Consider the following 16035-nt stretch of genomic DNA (forward strand, 5'->3'; position numbering starts at 1 on the left):
AGTTGGCGGGTTCGCCGGGGAAAAACTCAACGCCTAGTGTGAAGGGTGAACCGCGTCGTTGAGATACATCGAAGTCAACACTGCAAACACATAGGCCTGCACTGCTGCCACGAGGAATTCTAGTGCTGTCAGGGCAACGCCCATGAAGAGCGGCAGGATGGCGCCCATCCAGCCAAGGAACCCGGCGGCACCCAGCGTCACCACAAAGCCGGTGAACACTTTAAGCGTGATGTGGCCAGCCAGGATATTGCCGAACAAACGAACCGACAGGCTGATCGGACGCGACAGGAACGACACGATTTCGATCGGCACGACGATGAAAAGGATCGGGGTCGGGATGCCGGCGGGGGCGAACAGCTTGAAGAACTTGAGGCCATGGCGCATCACGCCATAGATGAACACCACGCTGATCACCAGCATGGCGAGCGCGAAGGTCACGATGATGTGGCTGGTAAAGGTGAAGGCATAGGGGATCATGCCAAACAGGTTGCCCACCAGAACGAAGGCAAACAGCGAGAACACGAAGGGGAAGAAGCGCATGCCTTCGGTGCCGGCCGAACTCTTGAGCATATTGGCTATGAACTCATAGCCCATTTCCGCCACCAGCTGCAGCCGGCCGGGAATGATGCTGCGCCGGCTCGTTGCCAGCAGCAAAAAGCCCGTGATCACCACCACTGCCAGCACCATATAAAGCGAGGAGTTGGTGAAGGCGATATTCAGCCCCGAGCCGGGGGTGCCATCGCCACCAATCGTGGCAATGGGAAAAATGTCTTCGATGACAAACTGGTGGATCGGATCAGTACCGGCCAATGGAGAGCCCCTTGCGCGTCATCATCTAATCGATCCGCTCTTCCTCATCCGGCTCGGGTCCCATATCGGAGCCCGGCGGAGGCGGTGAAGCGGCGTTCATTTCCGTCACCACGCGGATGACATTGAATACTCCGGCAGCAAAGCCCACCAACAGCAGGATCAGCATGCCCCAGGGGCTTGAGCCCAATCCCAGGTCGATCAGGTAGCCAAGACCTGTACCAACCATGATGGCGGCGACGAATTCGGTGCCGATGCGCATGCCGCGCGCCAGTCCGCTCATCTGCCTGGAATGGTCCTGCGAGGCTCTGTTGTCCTCGCGCTCCCGTTCCCGCCTGGCCTGGGCAATGCGCAATGCCAGATCGCGCGTTACCCCTGCAGCACTGGGCCGACCTTCGGTATCTTGCGGCTCTTGCATCCGCCTCTTCCCCTTGGCCGGCTTGAACCTGCACTTGGCAGGGCGCCCTTTTCTAAGTGGCCGCAACATAGTGGCGCCCCCTACGGGTGTCAAGAACACTGCAATTGGCGCAAATGCTTGTTAATAATAGCCTTTCCGGTTTTACCTAGGGGTGCGGCATGCTGTCCTGTCCCCGGTGTGGCAAAGTTAAGGCGAGCAGGGCAGATTCTGTGCCCCACCCGGGCCTCCCATTCGGCGCCATTCCTGCCTATGGACTGGCCGGCGCAATCGCCGATAGCGCTCGTCGGTGAACTCCTATTGACCTCTAGGTCATTTCCTATGCAGATGCGCGCCCATGAGCGATATCAAGTCTTTCCGCCAGTCTGTTGAATCTTTCATTGCCGCGCGCGGCTGGACCCCGACCCGGTTCGGGCGCACGGTGGCGGGCGATCCGCTGTTTGTGTTCGACCTGCGCGAAGGGCGTGAACCGCGCAGCGAAACCCGCGCCCGTATTCTGCGCGCCATGCAGGAATTCGGGGAAGGGGAAACCGCCCCGCCGTTGCGCATCGGTGTCGCGGGCCTCGGCAATGTCGGCGCGACCCTCGTGCGCATCCTGCAGCGCGATGGCGCCGAACTCACGCGCAAGCTCAACCGCCAGATCGTCGTCACTGCCGTTGCCGCCCGTTCCCGCTCGCGCGATCGCGGCATCGATATCTCGGGCCTTGAATGGTTCGACGATCCCGTGGCCCTGGCCAAATCCGACGGCATCGATCTCTTCGTCGAGCTGATCGGCGGCGAAGACGGCCCGGCCTTTGCTGCGGTGAAAGCCGCGCTCGAGATCGGCCGCCCCGTCGTCACTGCCAACAAGGCGCTCCTCGCCAAGCACGGCGTCGCCCTCGCGCGCCTTGCCGAAGAATCCTCGGCCCAGCTCGGCTTCGAAGCAGCGGTTGCCGGCGGCATTCCCGTCATCAAGACCCTGCGTGAAGGCCTGGGCTCGGCCCGCATCGCCAAGGTCTTTGGCATCATGAACGGCACCTGCAACTATATCCTCACCCGCATGGGCAATGAGGCCATTTCCTTTGCCGATTGCCTCAAGGACGCGCAGGCCCTGGGCTATGCCGAAGCCGATCCGACCTTTGACGTCGAGGGCTTTGACACCGCCCACAAGCTCTCCATCCTCGCCACCCTCTGCTTTGGCTACGAGATCGCCCCCGACAAGATCCATGTGGAAGGTATCTCGCGCATCACCCAGCACGACATCAAGGTCGCCGCCGAGCTGGGCTACAAGATCAAGCTCCTCGGCATTGCCCAGCGCACCGAAGACGGCATCGAGCAGCGCGTGCACCCCACTTTCGTGCCCAAGGGCTCGGCCATTGCGGGCGTCGACGGGGTGATGAACGCCATCGCGCTCGAAACCGATCACGTCCACGAATTGCTCCTGGCCGGCCCCGGCGCCGGTGGCCCGCCCACCGCCGCTTCGGTGCTGTCTGATATTCTCGACATCGCCCGCGGCACCCGCGTGCCCCCGCTCGGCGTGCCCTCCGAAGAGCTGATGCCCTATAAACAGGCGCCCATGCGGGCCCATGAGGGCGGCTATTATATCCGCCTCAGCGCCAAGGACGTGCCCGGCGCCCTCGCCGCCATCGCCACCCGCATGGGTGAGCGCTCGATTTCCATCGATTCTGTCATTCAACGGTCCGATCTTGGCGTTAAGGCTGTGGCCGAAGACGGTACGCCTGTCCGCACTGTGGTGATGATCACCCAGCGGACTTTGGAATCGGATGTGCGTGAATCGCTTGCGCAGATCGCCGCTGACGGGTTCATAGTGGGTGAACCGCAGTTGATCCGGATCGAAATGCTCTGACACTCCCACCGGGATAAGAACAGGGCCCGGGGGGAGCCAGCATGAAACTAAGCAAGGTCGAGGCCGAGAGCCCGGCCAATCTTCACCGCAGCCTGACGCTGGAGCTCGTTCGCGTCACCGAACGGGGCGCCATCGCTGCGGCCCAGTGGCGCGGCAAGGGCAATGAACAAGCGGCCGATGAGGCCGCTGTCGGGGGCATGTGCGACGAGCTTGCCACCGTTGCCATCGATGGCCGTATCGTCATCGGCGAAGGCGAAGAGCATGAATGCGAACGCCTGTTCATCGGCGAACGCGTCGGCACCGGCGCGGGGCCCCAGGTCGATATCGCCGTCGATCCCCTCGAAGGCGTCACCCTTTGCGCCAAGAACCAGCCTGATTCGATTGTGGTCCTCGCCATGGCCGAGCGCGGCGGCCTGCTCAACGTCGCGCGCGATGTCTACATGCACAAGATCGCCATCGGCTCGGATTATCCCGCCGATACCGTCCACATCGATTGGACCGCCACCGAAAACGTCACCGCGCTGGCCAAGGCCAAGGGCGTACCGCTGAGCGAAATCACCGCCATCGTGCTCGACCGGCCTCGCCACTCCGCGCTGATCGAGGAACTGCGCACCGCCGGGGTTGCCGTCAAGCTCATCAGCGATGGCGATATCGCCGGGGTCATCCACGCCGTCAATGCCGACCAGACCGGCGTCGATATTTATCTCGGCTCCGGTGGCGCGCCCGAAGGCGTGCTGGCCGCTGCGGCCCTGCGGTGCATTGGCGGGCAGATGCAGGGCAAGCTCATTCTCGATACCCCCGCCAAGCGCGAGCGCGCCCACCGCATGGGCATCACCAATCCGGCCCGGATCTACGATGCGGGCGAACTTGCCTCGGGCGATGTGCTGTTTGCCGCCACCGGCGTCACCGACGGCACCTTGCTCGATGGCATCCGCCTCAGCCGCAATGCGGTGGAAACCTCCACCATCGTCATGCGCTCCTGGTCCCAGACCGTCCGCTGGATCCGCGCCCGCCACGCCCGTTGAACCAAACTTTCCGGGCTACCCGGAAAGTCTGCTCTTTGCTCCCGCCTCGGGCGGGCGTACGGGCCGCTTTGCCGCGCCGGCCGCTCGCCCCTCGAAATTGCCGCTAATATAGCTTAACTCTGCGCCATGCTGGAGCTTCCCCGCCACTTTCTCGACGTTTCCCGTTCCCTGTCCGGCCGCGCCTGGGTTGATCGCCTCGATCCCAACACCACGCGCATTGCCACTGCCATCGGCCAGCGCACCGGCATTTCCGAAATCCTCGCGCGCATCATCGCCGCGCGCGGCGTGGGTCTCGATGGCGCCGAAAAGCATCTCGAGCCCACCGTGCGCGAGCTGCTGCCTGACCCGTCGACCCTCACCGATATGGACGCCTTGGCCGAGCGCATCGTCGCGGCAATCGAGGCGGGCGAGCCCGTCGCCCTGTTCGGCGATTACGACGTGGATGGCGCCTGCTCCTGCGCCCTCATGGCCCGGTTCCTCCACCATTTCGGCGCCGCTCCCGAGGTGCACATTCCCGATCGCATCTTTGAAGGCTATGGTCCCAATATCGCGGCCATGGACAAGCTGATCGATGGCGGCGCGTGCCTCATCATCACCCTCGATTGCGGCACCACCAGCGACGCCCCCATCGCCCATGCCCGCAATCGCGGCGTCGATGTCCTGGTGATCGACCACCATCTCTCCGACCACGATTTGCCGCCCGCTACCGCCCTCGTGAACCCCAACCGTCCCGACGACATTTCGGGCCTTGGCTATCTCTGCGCCGCCGGCGTCACCTTCATGGTGCTGGTTGGCGTCAATCGCCTCTTGCGCTCGCGCGGCCATACCGGTCTGCCTGACCTGATGCGCCTCCTTGATCTCGTCGCTCTCGCCACTGTTTGCGACGTGGTCCCCTTGGTGGGCCTCAACCGCGCCTTTGTGGTGCGCGGGCTCCAGATCGCGCGTCGCGGCGACAATCTGGGCATTGCCGCCCTCGCGCTCGCCGCCCGAGTGAACGGTCCGCTCAATCCCTACCACCTCGGCTTTCTGATCGGCCCCCGCATCAATGCGGGCGGGCGCATCGGCAATGCCGCGCTCGGCACCGAGCTCTTGACCCTCACCGACGAGCATCACGCCCTTGCCATCGCTGCCCGGCTCGATGAGCTCAACAATGAACGCCAGCGCATCGAGATCGAAGCAGTGGAAGAAGCCACGCGCGTCGCCGAGCTTGAGATCGGCACTGGCGAGGGCCCGCCGGTGCTAGTGCTGGCTTCCGCCGCCTGGCACCCCGGTATTGTCGGCCTCGTTGCCGCCCGCCTGCGCGAGCGTTTCGAGCGCCCCGCCTTTGCCATTGCGCTCCAGCCCGATGGCTCTGGCACCGGCTCGGGTCGCTCCATGCCCGGCGTCGATCTGGGGCGTGCCGTGATCGAAGCGGTGGAAACCGGCCTCATCCCCAAGGGTGGCGGCCATGCCATGGCAGCCGGCGTCACCATCCGCCCCGGCCAGCTCGGCCCCTTCCGCTCCTTCCTTTTTGAAGCGCTGGGGTCCGCTGTGGGCACCGCCCGCCGCGCCACGAGCCTGCCGGTGGATGCCGCGCTCACCAGCCGCGGCGCCACGCTTGAACTTGTGCATGAAGTCGAGCGGGCAGGGCCATTTGGCGCCGGCAATCCTTCGCCCCTCTTTGCCTTTCCAGCCCATCGCGCCAAGTTCGCCCAGGTTGTCGGCAAGGGCGGCCATGTCAGCTTTTCACTGACCTCGGGCGATGGCGCCCGGCTCAAGGCCATTGCCTTTCGTGCTGCGGGCACCCCGATCGGCGATGCCCTGCTTGGCAATACCGATCGCCCGCTGCATTTTGCCGGCGGGCTTTCGATCGACCATTATCAGGGCCGCGAACAGGTGCAGTTTCGCCTCACCGATCTAGCCGTGCCTGCCCCGTGAGGTGAACTGAGGCTTGCATCTGCTTGTGGGCTGCGTAAATTAAGCGCATGGGCCTCTTTGTCGCACTGCCGACAGCGCGCCAGGGAGGGGGTTCTATCTCGGGGCAGTCGCTCTGCAGCGCTGCCAGGTAGCTGGGCAAGCGTTTATGCGTAAAACTGCAGTCACGAATACCGCCGCCGGCAGCAAACCTCTGACGGCGATACTGTCCTGGGCCGTCGAGCAAATCGGCTCCCGCGTCGTCAACGCGCCCCGGCATGGCGGCGTCACGATCATCTTCCCCAATGGCCGCACACGAACCCTGGGCAATCCGGCCACCGGGCTTCATGCCGTGCTGCGCCTCAACAATTTCCGGGTTCTGAGCGAATCGATGCAGCGCGGCACGGTTGGGTTTGCCGCCGCCTATATGAATGGCGACATCGAGGTCGATGACCTTACCGCCTTGTTCCGCTTCTTTCTGCAGAACCGCGATATCATTCAGCGCGCCAATCCCGGCATCTTCCGCAAGGCGGCCGGCGATCTGCATTATCATCTCTCGCGCCGCAACACGCTCGATGGCTCCAAGCAGAACATCGCCGAGCACTATGACCTCGGCAATGACTTCTACGGCCAGTGGCTCGATCCCTCCATGACCTATTCCTCGGCGGTCTTTACCTCCGGGGACCAAAGTCTCGAGGAAGCCCAGCTCGCCAAATATCACCGCGTCGCCGACATGGCCGGCATCACCCCCGGCTCGAGCGTTCTGGAAATCGGCTGTGGCTGGGGCGGCTTTGCCGAAACCGTCGCGCGAGACTATAGCGCCAATCTGCGCGGCATCACTCTTTCCGCCGAACAGCTGCGCTTCGGCCAGGAGCGCCTGCGCCGCCAGGGGCTCGACAACCGCGCCAAGCTTCATTTCGAGGATTATCGCAACACCACCGGCCAGTTCGACCATATCGGCTCGATCGAAATGATCGAAGCGGTCGGGCAGGAACACTGGCCGAGCTACTTCCAGACGGTCCATGACCGGCTCAAGCCCGGCGGCACCGCCGCCATTCAGGCCATCACCATCGATGAGGCCGATTTTGCCGGCTATAGCAGCGGGCCCGATTTCATCCAGCGCTATATCTTCCCCGGCGGCATGCTGCTGACCAAGACGGCGATGCGCGAATGCGGCGAGCAGCACGGCCTTGTGCTCGAACAGGTGGAAACCTTCCGCCTTTCTTATGCTCGCACCCTGCGGCTTTGGCGCGAGCGGTTCCTTGAGCGTTGGCCCATGATCGCCCCGCTCGGCTATGACGAGCATTTCCGCCGCAAATGGATCTATTACCTCAGCTACTGCGAGGCGGGCTTCACCGAGGGCTGCATCGATGTTGGAATCTACCAGTACCGCCGTCCGGCCTGAGCTCTAATCCTTGGGCTTGGGCAGCCGGCCCATCACCCAGAAGAACACCGGGTAGGGCATCATCCGCAGCAGTTTCATCGGCCACACCAGGCGCCGGGGAAACGCGATCTCGAACCGATCCGAGCCCAACAGGCCATCAACGATCCGCCGCGCCCCATCCTCGGTTTCCATCAGGAACGGCATCGGGAAATCATTGCGCGCCGTCAGCTCGGATTTCACGAATCCCGGAGCGATCATCCGCACCTTGATCCCGCTGCCAGCCAGTTCCGTGCGCATCGTCTGCAGCAACGCGATCATCGCCGCCTTGGTCGAGGAATAAGCCGCCGAACGCGGCAAGCCGAAATAACCCGCTACCGAAGCGATCCCGGCAATCTGCCCGCCGCCTTGCCGGCGCATCTGCGCGATAATCGGATCGAGGAACCGCACGAATCCCAGGAAATTGGCGTCCACCACCGCGCTGAAGGGTTCAATGGCATAATCGCTGACCTTGCGCTCCTGCCAGGCCGCCGCCCCGAACACAAACAGATCGATTCGCCCCAGCCGCGCGATTACCTCCGCCACTGCCGCATCCACCGCCTCGGTGTCGGTCACATCCAGGGGAAAGGCATGAATGCGCTTGCCATCCGCGACCTCGGCCAGCTTTTCGACCCGCCGCCCCGAAACCGCAACCGTCCAGCCCCGGTCCGCCAGCATCCGCGCCACCGCCGCCCCGATCCCCGAACCGCCCCCAATGATCCAGGCAACTTTTTCGCTCATGCCGTCGCTCCCAACCGCGCCTCAGCTCCAAGGCCGAGACTATCCCCACTGCCGCCGCAAATCCTCCCCGCCCCCTTGAGGGGAGGGGCCGGGGGAGGGGGTCGTTCAGTCACCCCGAATCTCTCCGGACGCCCCAATCAGAATCACCGCCCCCATCATCACCCAACCCGAACCACCCGGGCATAACTTCGGCACCAAAAACCCCGATGAACAAACTGACAGCCGCCGTTCATCAACCCGGCGCAAAAATGGCAAAGGGGGTGCAAACACGCAAAAATCCGATCCGTCAGTTCCCTGACGCGATCAGCACAAGCGGCAATAAATTGGAAGCAAGACCCTGGTACGCCCAAGGGGAATCGAACCCCTGTTCCCGCCGTGAGAGGGCGGTGTCCTGACCGCTAGACGATGGGCGCGGAGGAGGTCTTAGTGCTAGCTTATCCCCGCAACAGCAGCAAGGAAAATGGTACGCCCTAGGGGAATCGAACCCCTCTCTCCACCGTGAAAGGGTGGCGTCCTGACCGATAGACGAAGGGCGCCTAAGCGCTGGTGGTCGTATAGTCGGACCCTTTTGGATGTGCAACACCTTTGCGCGTTTTCCATCAACTTTTTCAACAGCCTGAGAAAGTCACCGGCCGCCGATAGCCCTTGGGCCGCTCACGCACATCCACATGAATAAAGGGTTTACCGGGATAGCACCCGAGCCCGCCAACCGCCGGCGTGCGCATGGCAAAGGCGATCAGCTCGCGCTTGTCTACCCCGGGGATATAGAAGTCCGCAGCCATGCATTTGGTATGAAATGAATTGTCCGCGCCGCCCGCCGCCTTGTTGTGCCGGCCATCGCGATAGCCCGAGCTCATGATCACCTTGCGCCCGAAATGCCCCTCGAACTCCCAGATCAGGAAGCGCAGTTGCGGGCTGATGCAAAAGGCATTCACCTCCCGGCTGGCAACATAAGTGCCCCAGTCCGAGCGCTTGCCGGAATAGGCTTGCCCGCTGCCACTGGCGAACATCGCCATCGGCGCGCAGCCAGCTAGAACCAGAACACAAATGAGGAAGGTGACGATCGTTTTCATGGCATCCGCTCAGTTGTGCCTGTTGCGCAACGGCAACAAGGCGACTGATGGTTTACGAAGCCACTAAAATACGATCGAGATTGCTAACCGGCGCCTAAGCGTCAGGGTTAACGAAGCTGTCTACCGGCCTGCGGCCGGCAGACAAAAATCGGGTTTCGCTAGCTTACCACTTGCCGGTATTTGGCATGGAAGCCCAAGGCTCCTGCGGGGGCAGGGTGCCGTTCTGGATCAGCTCAACCGAGATCCCATCGGGCGAACGCACAAAGGCCATATGCCCGTCGCGCGGCGGCCGATTGATCACGACACCCATGTCCGACAGGTGCTGGCATAGGCCATAGATGTCATCGACGAGATAGGCGAGGTGCCCGAAATTGCGCCCCCCGGTATATTCTTCGGGATCCCAGTTATAGGTGAGTTCAACTTCCCCACCTTGGTCGCCCGGAGCGCGCAGGAAGATCAGGGTATAGCGGCCCTTCTCGTTTTCGCTGCGCTTGACCTCTTCTAGGCCTAGCCCCTCGCAATAAAATCGCAGGCTCGCTTCCACATCGGTCACGCGGACCATGGTGTGCAGATATTTCATCGGGGTAATTCCTCTGCAGTTCGGGCAACTCGCCTAACAAGTGAAGACGTGAGCCGCAACTGCCACACCTAAACTATTTCGAAACACCTTCTTAACTTTTGCCACTGAATCGGACACAGTGCTAAGGCTAGTGGAGTACCTCGCGGCGCGAGGCGAGTACGAAAAGGCGGCATCTATGGGGGCCAAACTGAGCGGCGAGGGCGACGAGCCTACGACCCTGTCTACCGGGGCGGTGACCGATCGCCCGCAAGCGACTGACGGCAGCATGGATACCATCGAGGTTTCCGGTGCCATCAAGTGGTTTGACGCTGGCAAGGGTTTTGGCTTTATCGTGCCCGATAATGGCATGGCCGACGTGCTGCTGCATGTTACCTGTCTGCGGCGCGACGGCTACCAAACCGCCTATGAAGGCGCCCGCATCGTGGTAGAGGCCCTTAACCGCCCCGGCGGGCTACAGGCTTTTCGCATTATTTCCATGGACGAATCCACCGCGCGGCATCCTTCGCAGATGGCGGCGCCGCGCACCCATGTGGTGGTGGAGCCAACTTCGGGCATGGTCCGGCTCGAGGTGAAATGGTTCAACCGCATTCGCGGCTTTGGCTTTCTGTCCGCGGGCGAGGGCACGCCTGACGTGTTCGTCCATATGGAAACCTTGCGCCGCTTCGGCATCACCGAGCTGCGGCCAGGCCAGTTCGTGCTGGTTCGCTATGGCGATGGCCCCAAGGGCCTTATGGTTGCCGAGATTCGGCCCGATGGATGGGGCGACGCACCGTCTTCGCACTAGGATCACCATCCATGCTTACCGCCTTCACCGCGCCTCCCGCTGCCGCCCAAGTGGTGCGCCGTTCCGGTCTGCTCGTGGCTGCTCTCTTCGCGGTCGCGCCGCTGGCGGCCTGCAGCGATGAGGGCCAACTGGTTCTCCACACCTCGACCGGCGATCACGCCTTCAAGGTCGAGGTCGTCGATACGCCCGAAAGCCGCGCCAAGGGCCTGATGTACCGCCAGGAACTGGCTGATGACGAAGGCATGCTCTTTGACTTCGTGGATGAGCGGGAGGTGTCATTCTGGATGCGGAACACCTTTATTCCGCTCGACATGATCTTCATCGATGGCAAGGGTGTCGTCAAAACCGTGCATGTGAATGCCCGCCCGCACGACCCTACTTCGATCCCCTCGCAGGTTCCGGTGCGCTATGTGCTGGAGATCCCCGGCGGGCGCTCCCAGGAGATTGGCCTCAAGCCGGGTGACACCGTCGAGCATGACCTCATCGAGGCGGCGCCACAGCCCTGATCCTAGAGCCGCTTGAACACCATGCAATCAAGCACGGCCCACAGGTGCAGGCTGGCGCCCGCGACCACGAAGACGTGCCACAAGGCGTTCTGAAATCTCAGCGTTTCCCACAAGTGGAAGATAATCCCGAGCGAATATACGACGCCGCCCGCCAGGATCAGCCACAGTGTTGAGGCGGGCAGGGCGGTGGCCAGCGCCTGGAACACCAGGATGCCGCTCCAGCCGATTGCCAGGTACAGCAGAATGGCAAGGCGCCCGAAGCGGTGCGGCACCAGCAGCTTGAGGGCCACGCCAATCAGCGAGGCGGCCCATACGAAGGTGGTCATCACCATGCCCGTGGTCGTGCCGCCCAGCACCGCGAGGAAAGGCGTATAGGTGCCGGCGATGAACAGGAAAATGGCGGCCTGGTCGAGCCGCGCCAGGTGCATCTTGATCGGCGAAACCGGCCATAGATTATAGGCCAGCGACACGCCAAGCACGCAGATCAGCGTTGCCACATACAGCACAAGCGCCGGAAACGCCTCCGGCGCAGTGTGCGTCAGGGCAAATACCAGAAGGAACGATCCGGCAACAAGCGCCCCCACCAGCCCGAACACATGCACCAGACCATCGGCCACCAGTTCGGCCGGGGTATAGGGACGCTGCTCGCGGCTCCACCAGGAATAGGACGGGGACGGCTGAACGGGGTGCTGCACTACGGGCTCCTGCGGCGAGCCTGTTGCTGCCAGGTTGCCAACGCACTGATAAGCCACAGAGTTGCAGCGCGTGCGCCTGTGCCGCAGGCCAGAAGGCCACGAGCGGCCTTGGCGCTCCGTCCCACCGGCCCGCAATCGCTTGACCCGACCGACCGTTCCATGTTCGACCAGCCGGGGAGGAATAGCATGTTCGACCTGACGCTGCCGACATTGTTGACCCGCATTGCGGTGCTGGTCCCAATACTCGCCATCTACGGATTTGCCCTTACGGGTGCCGCCCGTTTGCTGGGTGACCAAGGCCCCGCCCAAGACGGCCGCCTCACCCTCAACCCTGCTGCTCATCTGGATCTAATCGGCGCTGTGGCCTTCTTGGTGTCGGGCCTGGGGTGGATGACGCCGCTGCACCTGACGCCGGCACGTCTGCGACCGCCCGTTCTCGGCGCAGTTGCGGCCATGCTCACCCCAAGCTTAGCCATGCTGGCCTTGGCTTGGCTCGCCCAGCGGCTGATCCCCCTCGCGATCAACATGGATTCGCTGGCCTGGGGCGCCATCGTCACCAGTGGTCTGCAAGCGCTTTCGGGCAGCGCCGTGCTGTTTGCGCTGATCAACCTCGTGCCCGTGCCGCCGCTGGCGGCTGGCGCATTGCTCGGGCGGACATCGGAAATTGCCGGCTGGCTGGAGCGGCGGCGACTGCTGGTCAGCCTTGCCCTTCTTGTGGTGTTCGCGACCGGCAAAATCCAGCTCTGGCTGGCCCCAGTCGTCGCCGCGGTTTTGGCGCTGATCGACTGAGTTCGGGCTAATCGAGGTACTTGACGGTCAAGTCATTGAGCCGCCCGTCGTCACGGATGCGCGCCAAGGCAGCAACGATGGCGCGCTTGAGGGTTAGGTCCCCTTTCCAGAGGCCAAACACCAAAGCGTCATGCCCGAGCGGCGGCGGCAGATCGGTCATGACCAAGCCAGCCTCGCGAGCCAGCGCGTGGGCATAAAGCGCGTCGGCAATGCCGGCATCGGCCGAACCGTCTGCAATTGCGGTCGCGAGATCATCGGGCGAGCGCACCAGCTGGGGGGTAACGCCTTGCCCTCGCAAGAACCGCGACAGCCCCAATCGGTCGGCACCCGGCACATTGGCCAGAACCGCCACTGTCGCCCCCGACTGCAGTGCCCCCGCTGCCCGGGACAGAACCACCCAACCCGTCTCGCCAAATGGTGGCGTTACGTCCAGAAAGGCGCGGGTGGCTGCTGTGTCGAGCGTGCCACCACCCACCACCGAGCATTGCGCCCGGCTGATCCGCCACAGGCTCAGATCAAAATCCTCACCCATGGCGGGCACTGTGACCGGCCGGAACCGGACGCCGATTTCCTCGGCAATCATCTGCAGCAGTTCAACTTCGAGCCCCGGTTCGGCCTCGTCAGCGGTCACGAGCGGCGGCCGCGTCACGGGCAGACAGGCGCTCAACAGGCCCTGGCGCCGCACCTCCGAAAGCGAGGTATCGGGCGGGAGCAAATACACCGCCAACAACAGAGCCATACCCCCGATTAACCAGGCATATTGCGACACAGTATCGAGGAGGCGGCGCAACATGGCTCAGTTCTTGCGGAAGTCGAACAGCGCCCAGCCGAAAAAGACCACGCACATGCCCACCAGCACTAGCGGCCCCAAGGATGGATCGAACTGGGCGAAGCCGATGAAGTTTTTTCTTAGCGCATCAACGGCATAGGTCATCGGATTCGCGTGGATAAGGAACACCAGCCATTCCGGATAGATGATCGCCGCCTGCGCCCGCGACAGCGCTGGATCGAGCGGAAACACCGAGCTCGAGAGAAAATACAGCGGCAGGATCACGGCGTTCGAAAACACCCCGAAGCCCTCAAAACTGCGCACCCGATGCGCAATTACGATCCCCAGCGACGTCAGGCCAAAGGACAGGAGGAACATCAACAGCAGGCCCATGGCGATATCGGCTGGCGCGATGGGCACATCGACGAAAAACGCCAGGATCAGCACGAGGCAGCCATGAAACATCGCCACCGTCGCGCCGCCCAGCACCTTGCCGAGCAGCACCAGCGAGCGTGGCATGGGCGATACCAGCACTTCGCGCAAGAAGCCGAACTCGCGGTCCCAGATCAGCGACACCGCCGATTGCACCGAAGTGTACATGATGTTGAGGGCGATAACGGCCGGGAAGATAAACTGCAGATAGGTGAATGGGATCACAAAGCGGACCGCGCCATAAACCTCGCCGCGGAAATAAGGGTTAAGCCCGATCCCTAGTACCAGAACCCAGAGCAGCGGCCGGCTGACGCCACCGATCAACTGCCCCTTGTCCCGCGCGGCCCGCTTGATCTCGCGCAGCCAAATGGCAAACACCCCGCTAGCCAAAGCCCGTGGCCCCAGCGGTGTGGTTTGGGGAAAGTCGTCTACCAGGCTCATCGGCGTCCCTCCCGCTTGGGCGTGACGGGTTCCGGGCGCTCCAGTTGCCGACCGGTAATGGCGAGAAACACGGAAGCAAGGCTCGAGCGATCAAAGGAGAGGTCGGTGAGCCGATCGCCGAATTCGCCCAGGAATTCACGCGTGAACTGCGATTGTGGGATGCGGACCAACAGCCCTTCTCGCATAGGCGTCACCAGTTCAGGATAGCGCGACTGAATAGCCTGTGCCGCCGCCGCATCCACCGGGCGCAGCCGCATATATTCCTGCCCGTAGCGCGATTTCAGCGCATGTGGGGTGTCCAGCGCCACCACCTTGCCCTGGTCGATAATGCAAACCCGGTCGCAGTTCTCAACCTCTTCGACATAATGGGTGGTGATGATGAGGGTCAGGTCACGTTCAGCGCGCAGCTTGGCGACATAGTCCCACATGGCGTCGCGCGAACGGGCGTCGAGCCCCACCGTCGGTTCATCCATCACGAGGATCCGCGCGTCATGCACAAGGGCGCGGGCAATTTCGAGCCGCCGCTTCATGCCGGCCGAAAGCGTCTGCACCAATGCGTTGGCGCGATCCGCAAGCTCGACCGCCGCCAGCATTTCCTGAATTCTGTCCCGCCTCAAAGCCTTGGGCACGCCATAGACCATGCCGTGGAACTCGAGGTTTTCACGAACGGTCAGGCGTCCATCCAGGCTGGAGGTCTGGAACACTACGCCGAGATTGCGCCGCACCCGTAATGGGTCGCGCATCACATCGGCCCCGCCGACCTTGGCCGTGCCACTGTCGGGCGCCAGCAGGGTGCAGAGGATATGCAACAAGGTGGTCTTGCCGGCGCCGTTGGGGCCGAGCAGGGCAAAGACCTCGCCGCGGTTGATCGTCAGGCCTACCCCATCGAGCGCCAGATGACGGCCATAGCGCTTGCTGAGGTCGTGCAGTTCGACGGCAGGAGTCATGGATTGGAGGGTGCCGCACCGGGCATGTCGATTTGCGTCAGCAACTCATCGACGACGCCATCCGCCACCAGCGCCGCAATCGCCTGGTCGATATTGTTGCGCAAGAAGGTGTCCCGGCTAAGCATGACGCCACCAATGGGCACCGGCGGCAGGTTGAGCGGGCTGGGAGAGGCGATGATGTCGAGCGCGGCGATATCAGGGCGGCTCTTGCCCAAGGCATAAAACGAGGGTGCCCAAACCAGGGCGGCGGCGACAGTGTCGCTCAGCACGGCGTCGAGCGCCTGGGTGTCGGTCGCCATCGGAAAACGCCGCCAGCGCTCCCCGGCCGGGCGGGAATTGTTGAACTGCACGAGGCGGAAATCTGCCGCAGAGCCGATCGTGGCCCCAAGCGCCTGGCCCGGGGCGATGGCGCCGAGGGTCGCGGGGGCAGGGGACTTGGCCACAAACACATAGCCGGTTTCGTAATAAGCCCGGGTGACTGTCACCCATTCGGGATAACCGCCGGCAAACAGTTTGAACCCGAAATACACCGCGCAATCGGCCAGCAGGTGGCGGTACACATCCTCGAATTCGGCGCGCTCATTGGTGTCGGTCACCACATGCATGCGCGGCTCGAGCAAGAGGCTATCGGCAATGGCAAGGCCAACCGCCTTGTCGAACTCCCATCCGGGATCACGCGGATCAACACAAAAGCGGAAGGAATACTCGTCGCTGGCCCGGCCGAACTTCTCTTGGTCGGGCAGGCTGGGGCGATCCTGCGCCAGTCCCGGCGCACAAAGGGCAGCCGCACAGAGCAGGCACGAAGCAAGAACCCGCCCGTGGCGGCGAAGGCGGGATAGCAAAACCATCAGGTTGGTTCCTCAAGAAAAACC

Annotated in this window: 17 protein-coding genes and 2 tRNA genes; 7 read left to right on the top strand and 12 right to left on the bottom strand. The window is 63.0% G+C overall.

What is annotated here, in order from left to right:
- Positions 1-33: 33 nt before the first annotated feature.
- Complete coding sequence (locus HRU92_RS02785) at positions 34-810, bottom strand: F0F1 ATP synthase subunit A (RefSeq protein ID WP_127752553.1); 777 nt, start codon at positions 808-810, stop codon at positions 34-36.
- A gap of 25 nt (positions 811-835) precedes the next feature.
- Positions 836-1225 (bottom strand): AtpZ/AtpI family protein, encoded by a 390-nt coding sequence (locus HRU92_RS02790; protein WP_127752554.1) that lies wholly within the window; start codon positions 1223-1225, stop codon positions 836-838.
- Positions 1226-1727: 502 nt separating this feature from the next.
- Between HRU92_RS02790 and HRU92_RS02795 the strand changes: the two genes are divergently transcribed.
- From HRU92_RS02795 to HRU92_RS02810, 4 genes are all read left to right on the top strand, one after another.
- Complete coding sequence (locus HRU92_RS02795) at positions 1728-3068, top strand: homoserine dehydrogenase (protein ID WP_248305319.1); 1341 nt, start codon at positions 1728-1730, stop codon at positions 3066-3068.
- A 41-nt stretch (positions 3069-3109) separates the two neighbouring features.
- Positions 3110-4093: a class II fructose-bisphosphatase gene (glpX, locus tag HRU92_RS02800; RefSeq protein WP_172122918.1), complete on the top strand. Its 984-nt coding sequence runs from the start codon at positions 3110-3112 to the stop codon at positions 4091-4093.
- Positions 4094-4219: 126 nt separating this feature from the next.
- Positions 4220-6010 (top strand): single-stranded-DNA-specific exonuclease RecJ, encoded by a 1791-nt coding sequence (recJ, locus tag HRU92_RS02805; protein WP_172122919.1) that lies wholly within the window; start codon positions 4220-4222, stop codon positions 6008-6010.
- 145 nt (positions 6011-6155) lie between these two features.
- A complete protein-coding gene (locus HRU92_RS02810) occupies positions 6156-7391 on the top strand; it encodes a cyclopropane-fatty-acyl-phospholipid synthase family protein (protein WP_173087534.1) in 1236 nt (411 codons plus the stop codon).
- A 3-nt stretch (positions 7392-7394) separates the two neighbouring features.
- Here HRU92_RS02810 and HRU92_RS02815 read toward each other — a convergent pair whose 3' ends face one another.
- The 5 genes from HRU92_RS02815 to HRU92_RS02835 all read right to left on the bottom strand — a co-directional run bounded on the left by HRU92_RS02815 (position 7395) and on the right by HRU92_RS02835 (position 9800).
- On the bottom strand, positions 7395-8147 hold the full coding sequence (locus HRU92_RS02815; protein WP_172122921.1) for an SDR family NAD(P)-dependent oxidoreductase: 753 nt from the start codon (positions 8145-8147) through the stop codon (positions 7395-7397).
- Between the two features lie 338 nt (positions 8148-8485).
- Positions 8486-8560, bottom strand: a tRNA-Glu gene (locus HRU92_RS02820).
- Between the two features lie 48 nt (positions 8561-8608).
- Positions 8609-8683, bottom strand: a tRNA-Glu gene (locus HRU92_RS02825).
- Between the two features lie 72 nt (positions 8684-8755).
- On the bottom strand, positions 8756-9220 hold the full coding sequence (locus HRU92_RS02830) for a D-Ala-D-Ala carboxypeptidase family metallohydrolase (RefSeq protein ID WP_172122922.1): 465 nt from the start codon (positions 9218-9220) through the stop codon (positions 8756-8758).
- Between the two features lie 163 nt (positions 9221-9383).
- Positions 9384-9800, bottom strand: coding sequence for a VOC family protein (locus HRU92_RS02835; protein ID WP_127752561.1), 417 nt, complete (start codon positions 9798-9800; stop codon positions 9384-9386).
- Between the two features lie 265 nt (positions 9801-10065).
- Here HRU92_RS02835 and HRU92_RS02840 point away from each other — a divergent pair, with 265 nt between their 5' ends.
- Positions 10066-10584: a cold-shock protein gene (locus tag HRU92_RS02840; RefSeq protein ID WP_248305320.1), complete on the top strand. Its 519-nt coding sequence runs from the start codon at positions 10066-10068 to the stop codon at positions 10582-10584.
- Between the two features lie 11 nt (positions 10585-10595).
- The gene (locus HRU92_RS02845; RefSeq protein WP_210258526.1) at positions 10596-11090 is read left to right on the top strand and encodes a DUF192 domain-containing protein; all 495 of its coding nucleotides are present in this window, start codon (positions 10596-10598) and stop codon (positions 11088-11090) included.
- A gap of 2 nt (positions 11091-11092) precedes the next feature.
- Here HRU92_RS02845 and HRU92_RS20460 read toward each other — a convergent pair whose 3' ends face one another.
- Positions 11093-11785, bottom strand: coding sequence for a hemolysin III family protein (locus tag HRU92_RS20460; protein ID WP_349236684.1), 693 nt, complete (start codon positions 11783-11785; stop codon positions 11093-11095).
- A 186-nt stretch (positions 11786-11971) separates the two neighbouring features.
- Between HRU92_RS20460 and HRU92_RS02855 the strand changes: the two genes are divergently transcribed.
- Positions 11972-12574, top strand: coding sequence for a hypothetical protein (locus HRU92_RS02855; protein ID WP_248306943.1), 603 nt, complete (start codon positions 11972-11974; stop codon positions 12572-12574).
- 7 nt (positions 12575-12581) lie between these two features.
- Here HRU92_RS02855 and HRU92_RS02860 read toward each other — a convergent pair whose 3' ends face one another.
- Genes HRU92_RS02860 through HRU92_RS02875 form a run of 4 tightly spaced genes read right to left on the bottom strand, consistent with a single transcriptional unit; the run spans position 12582 to position 16011 of the window.
- Complete coding sequence (locus HRU92_RS02860) at positions 12582-13367, bottom strand: transporter substrate-binding domain-containing protein (RefSeq protein WP_172122925.1); 786 nt, start codon at positions 13365-13367, stop codon at positions 12582-12584.
- A 3-nt stretch (positions 13368-13370) separates the two neighbouring features.
- Positions 13371-14216, bottom strand: a complete 846-nt coding sequence (locus tag HRU92_RS02865; RefSeq protein WP_172122926.1) for an ABC transporter permease — start codon at positions 14214-14216, stop codon at positions 13371-13373.
- On the bottom strand, positions 14213-15163 hold the full coding sequence (locus HRU92_RS02870) for an ABC transporter ATP-binding protein (RefSeq protein WP_172122927.1): 951 nt from the start codon (positions 15161-15163) through the stop codon (positions 14213-14215). Before HRU92_RS02870 ends, HRU92_RS02865 begins: the two co-directional genes overlap by 4 nt.
- On the bottom strand, positions 15160-16011 hold the full coding sequence (locus HRU92_RS02875; protein ID WP_172122928.1) for a transporter substrate-binding domain-containing protein: 852 nt from the start codon (positions 16009-16011) through the stop codon (positions 15160-15162). Before HRU92_RS02875 ends, HRU92_RS02870 begins: the two co-directional genes overlap by 4 nt.
- Between the last annotated feature and the right edge of the window lie 24 nt (positions 16012-16035).

Source organism: Devosia sp. 1635 (assembly GCF_013185955.1).
Lineage (GTDB): Bacteria > Pseudomonadota > Alphaproteobacteria > Rhizobiales > Devosiaceae > Devosia.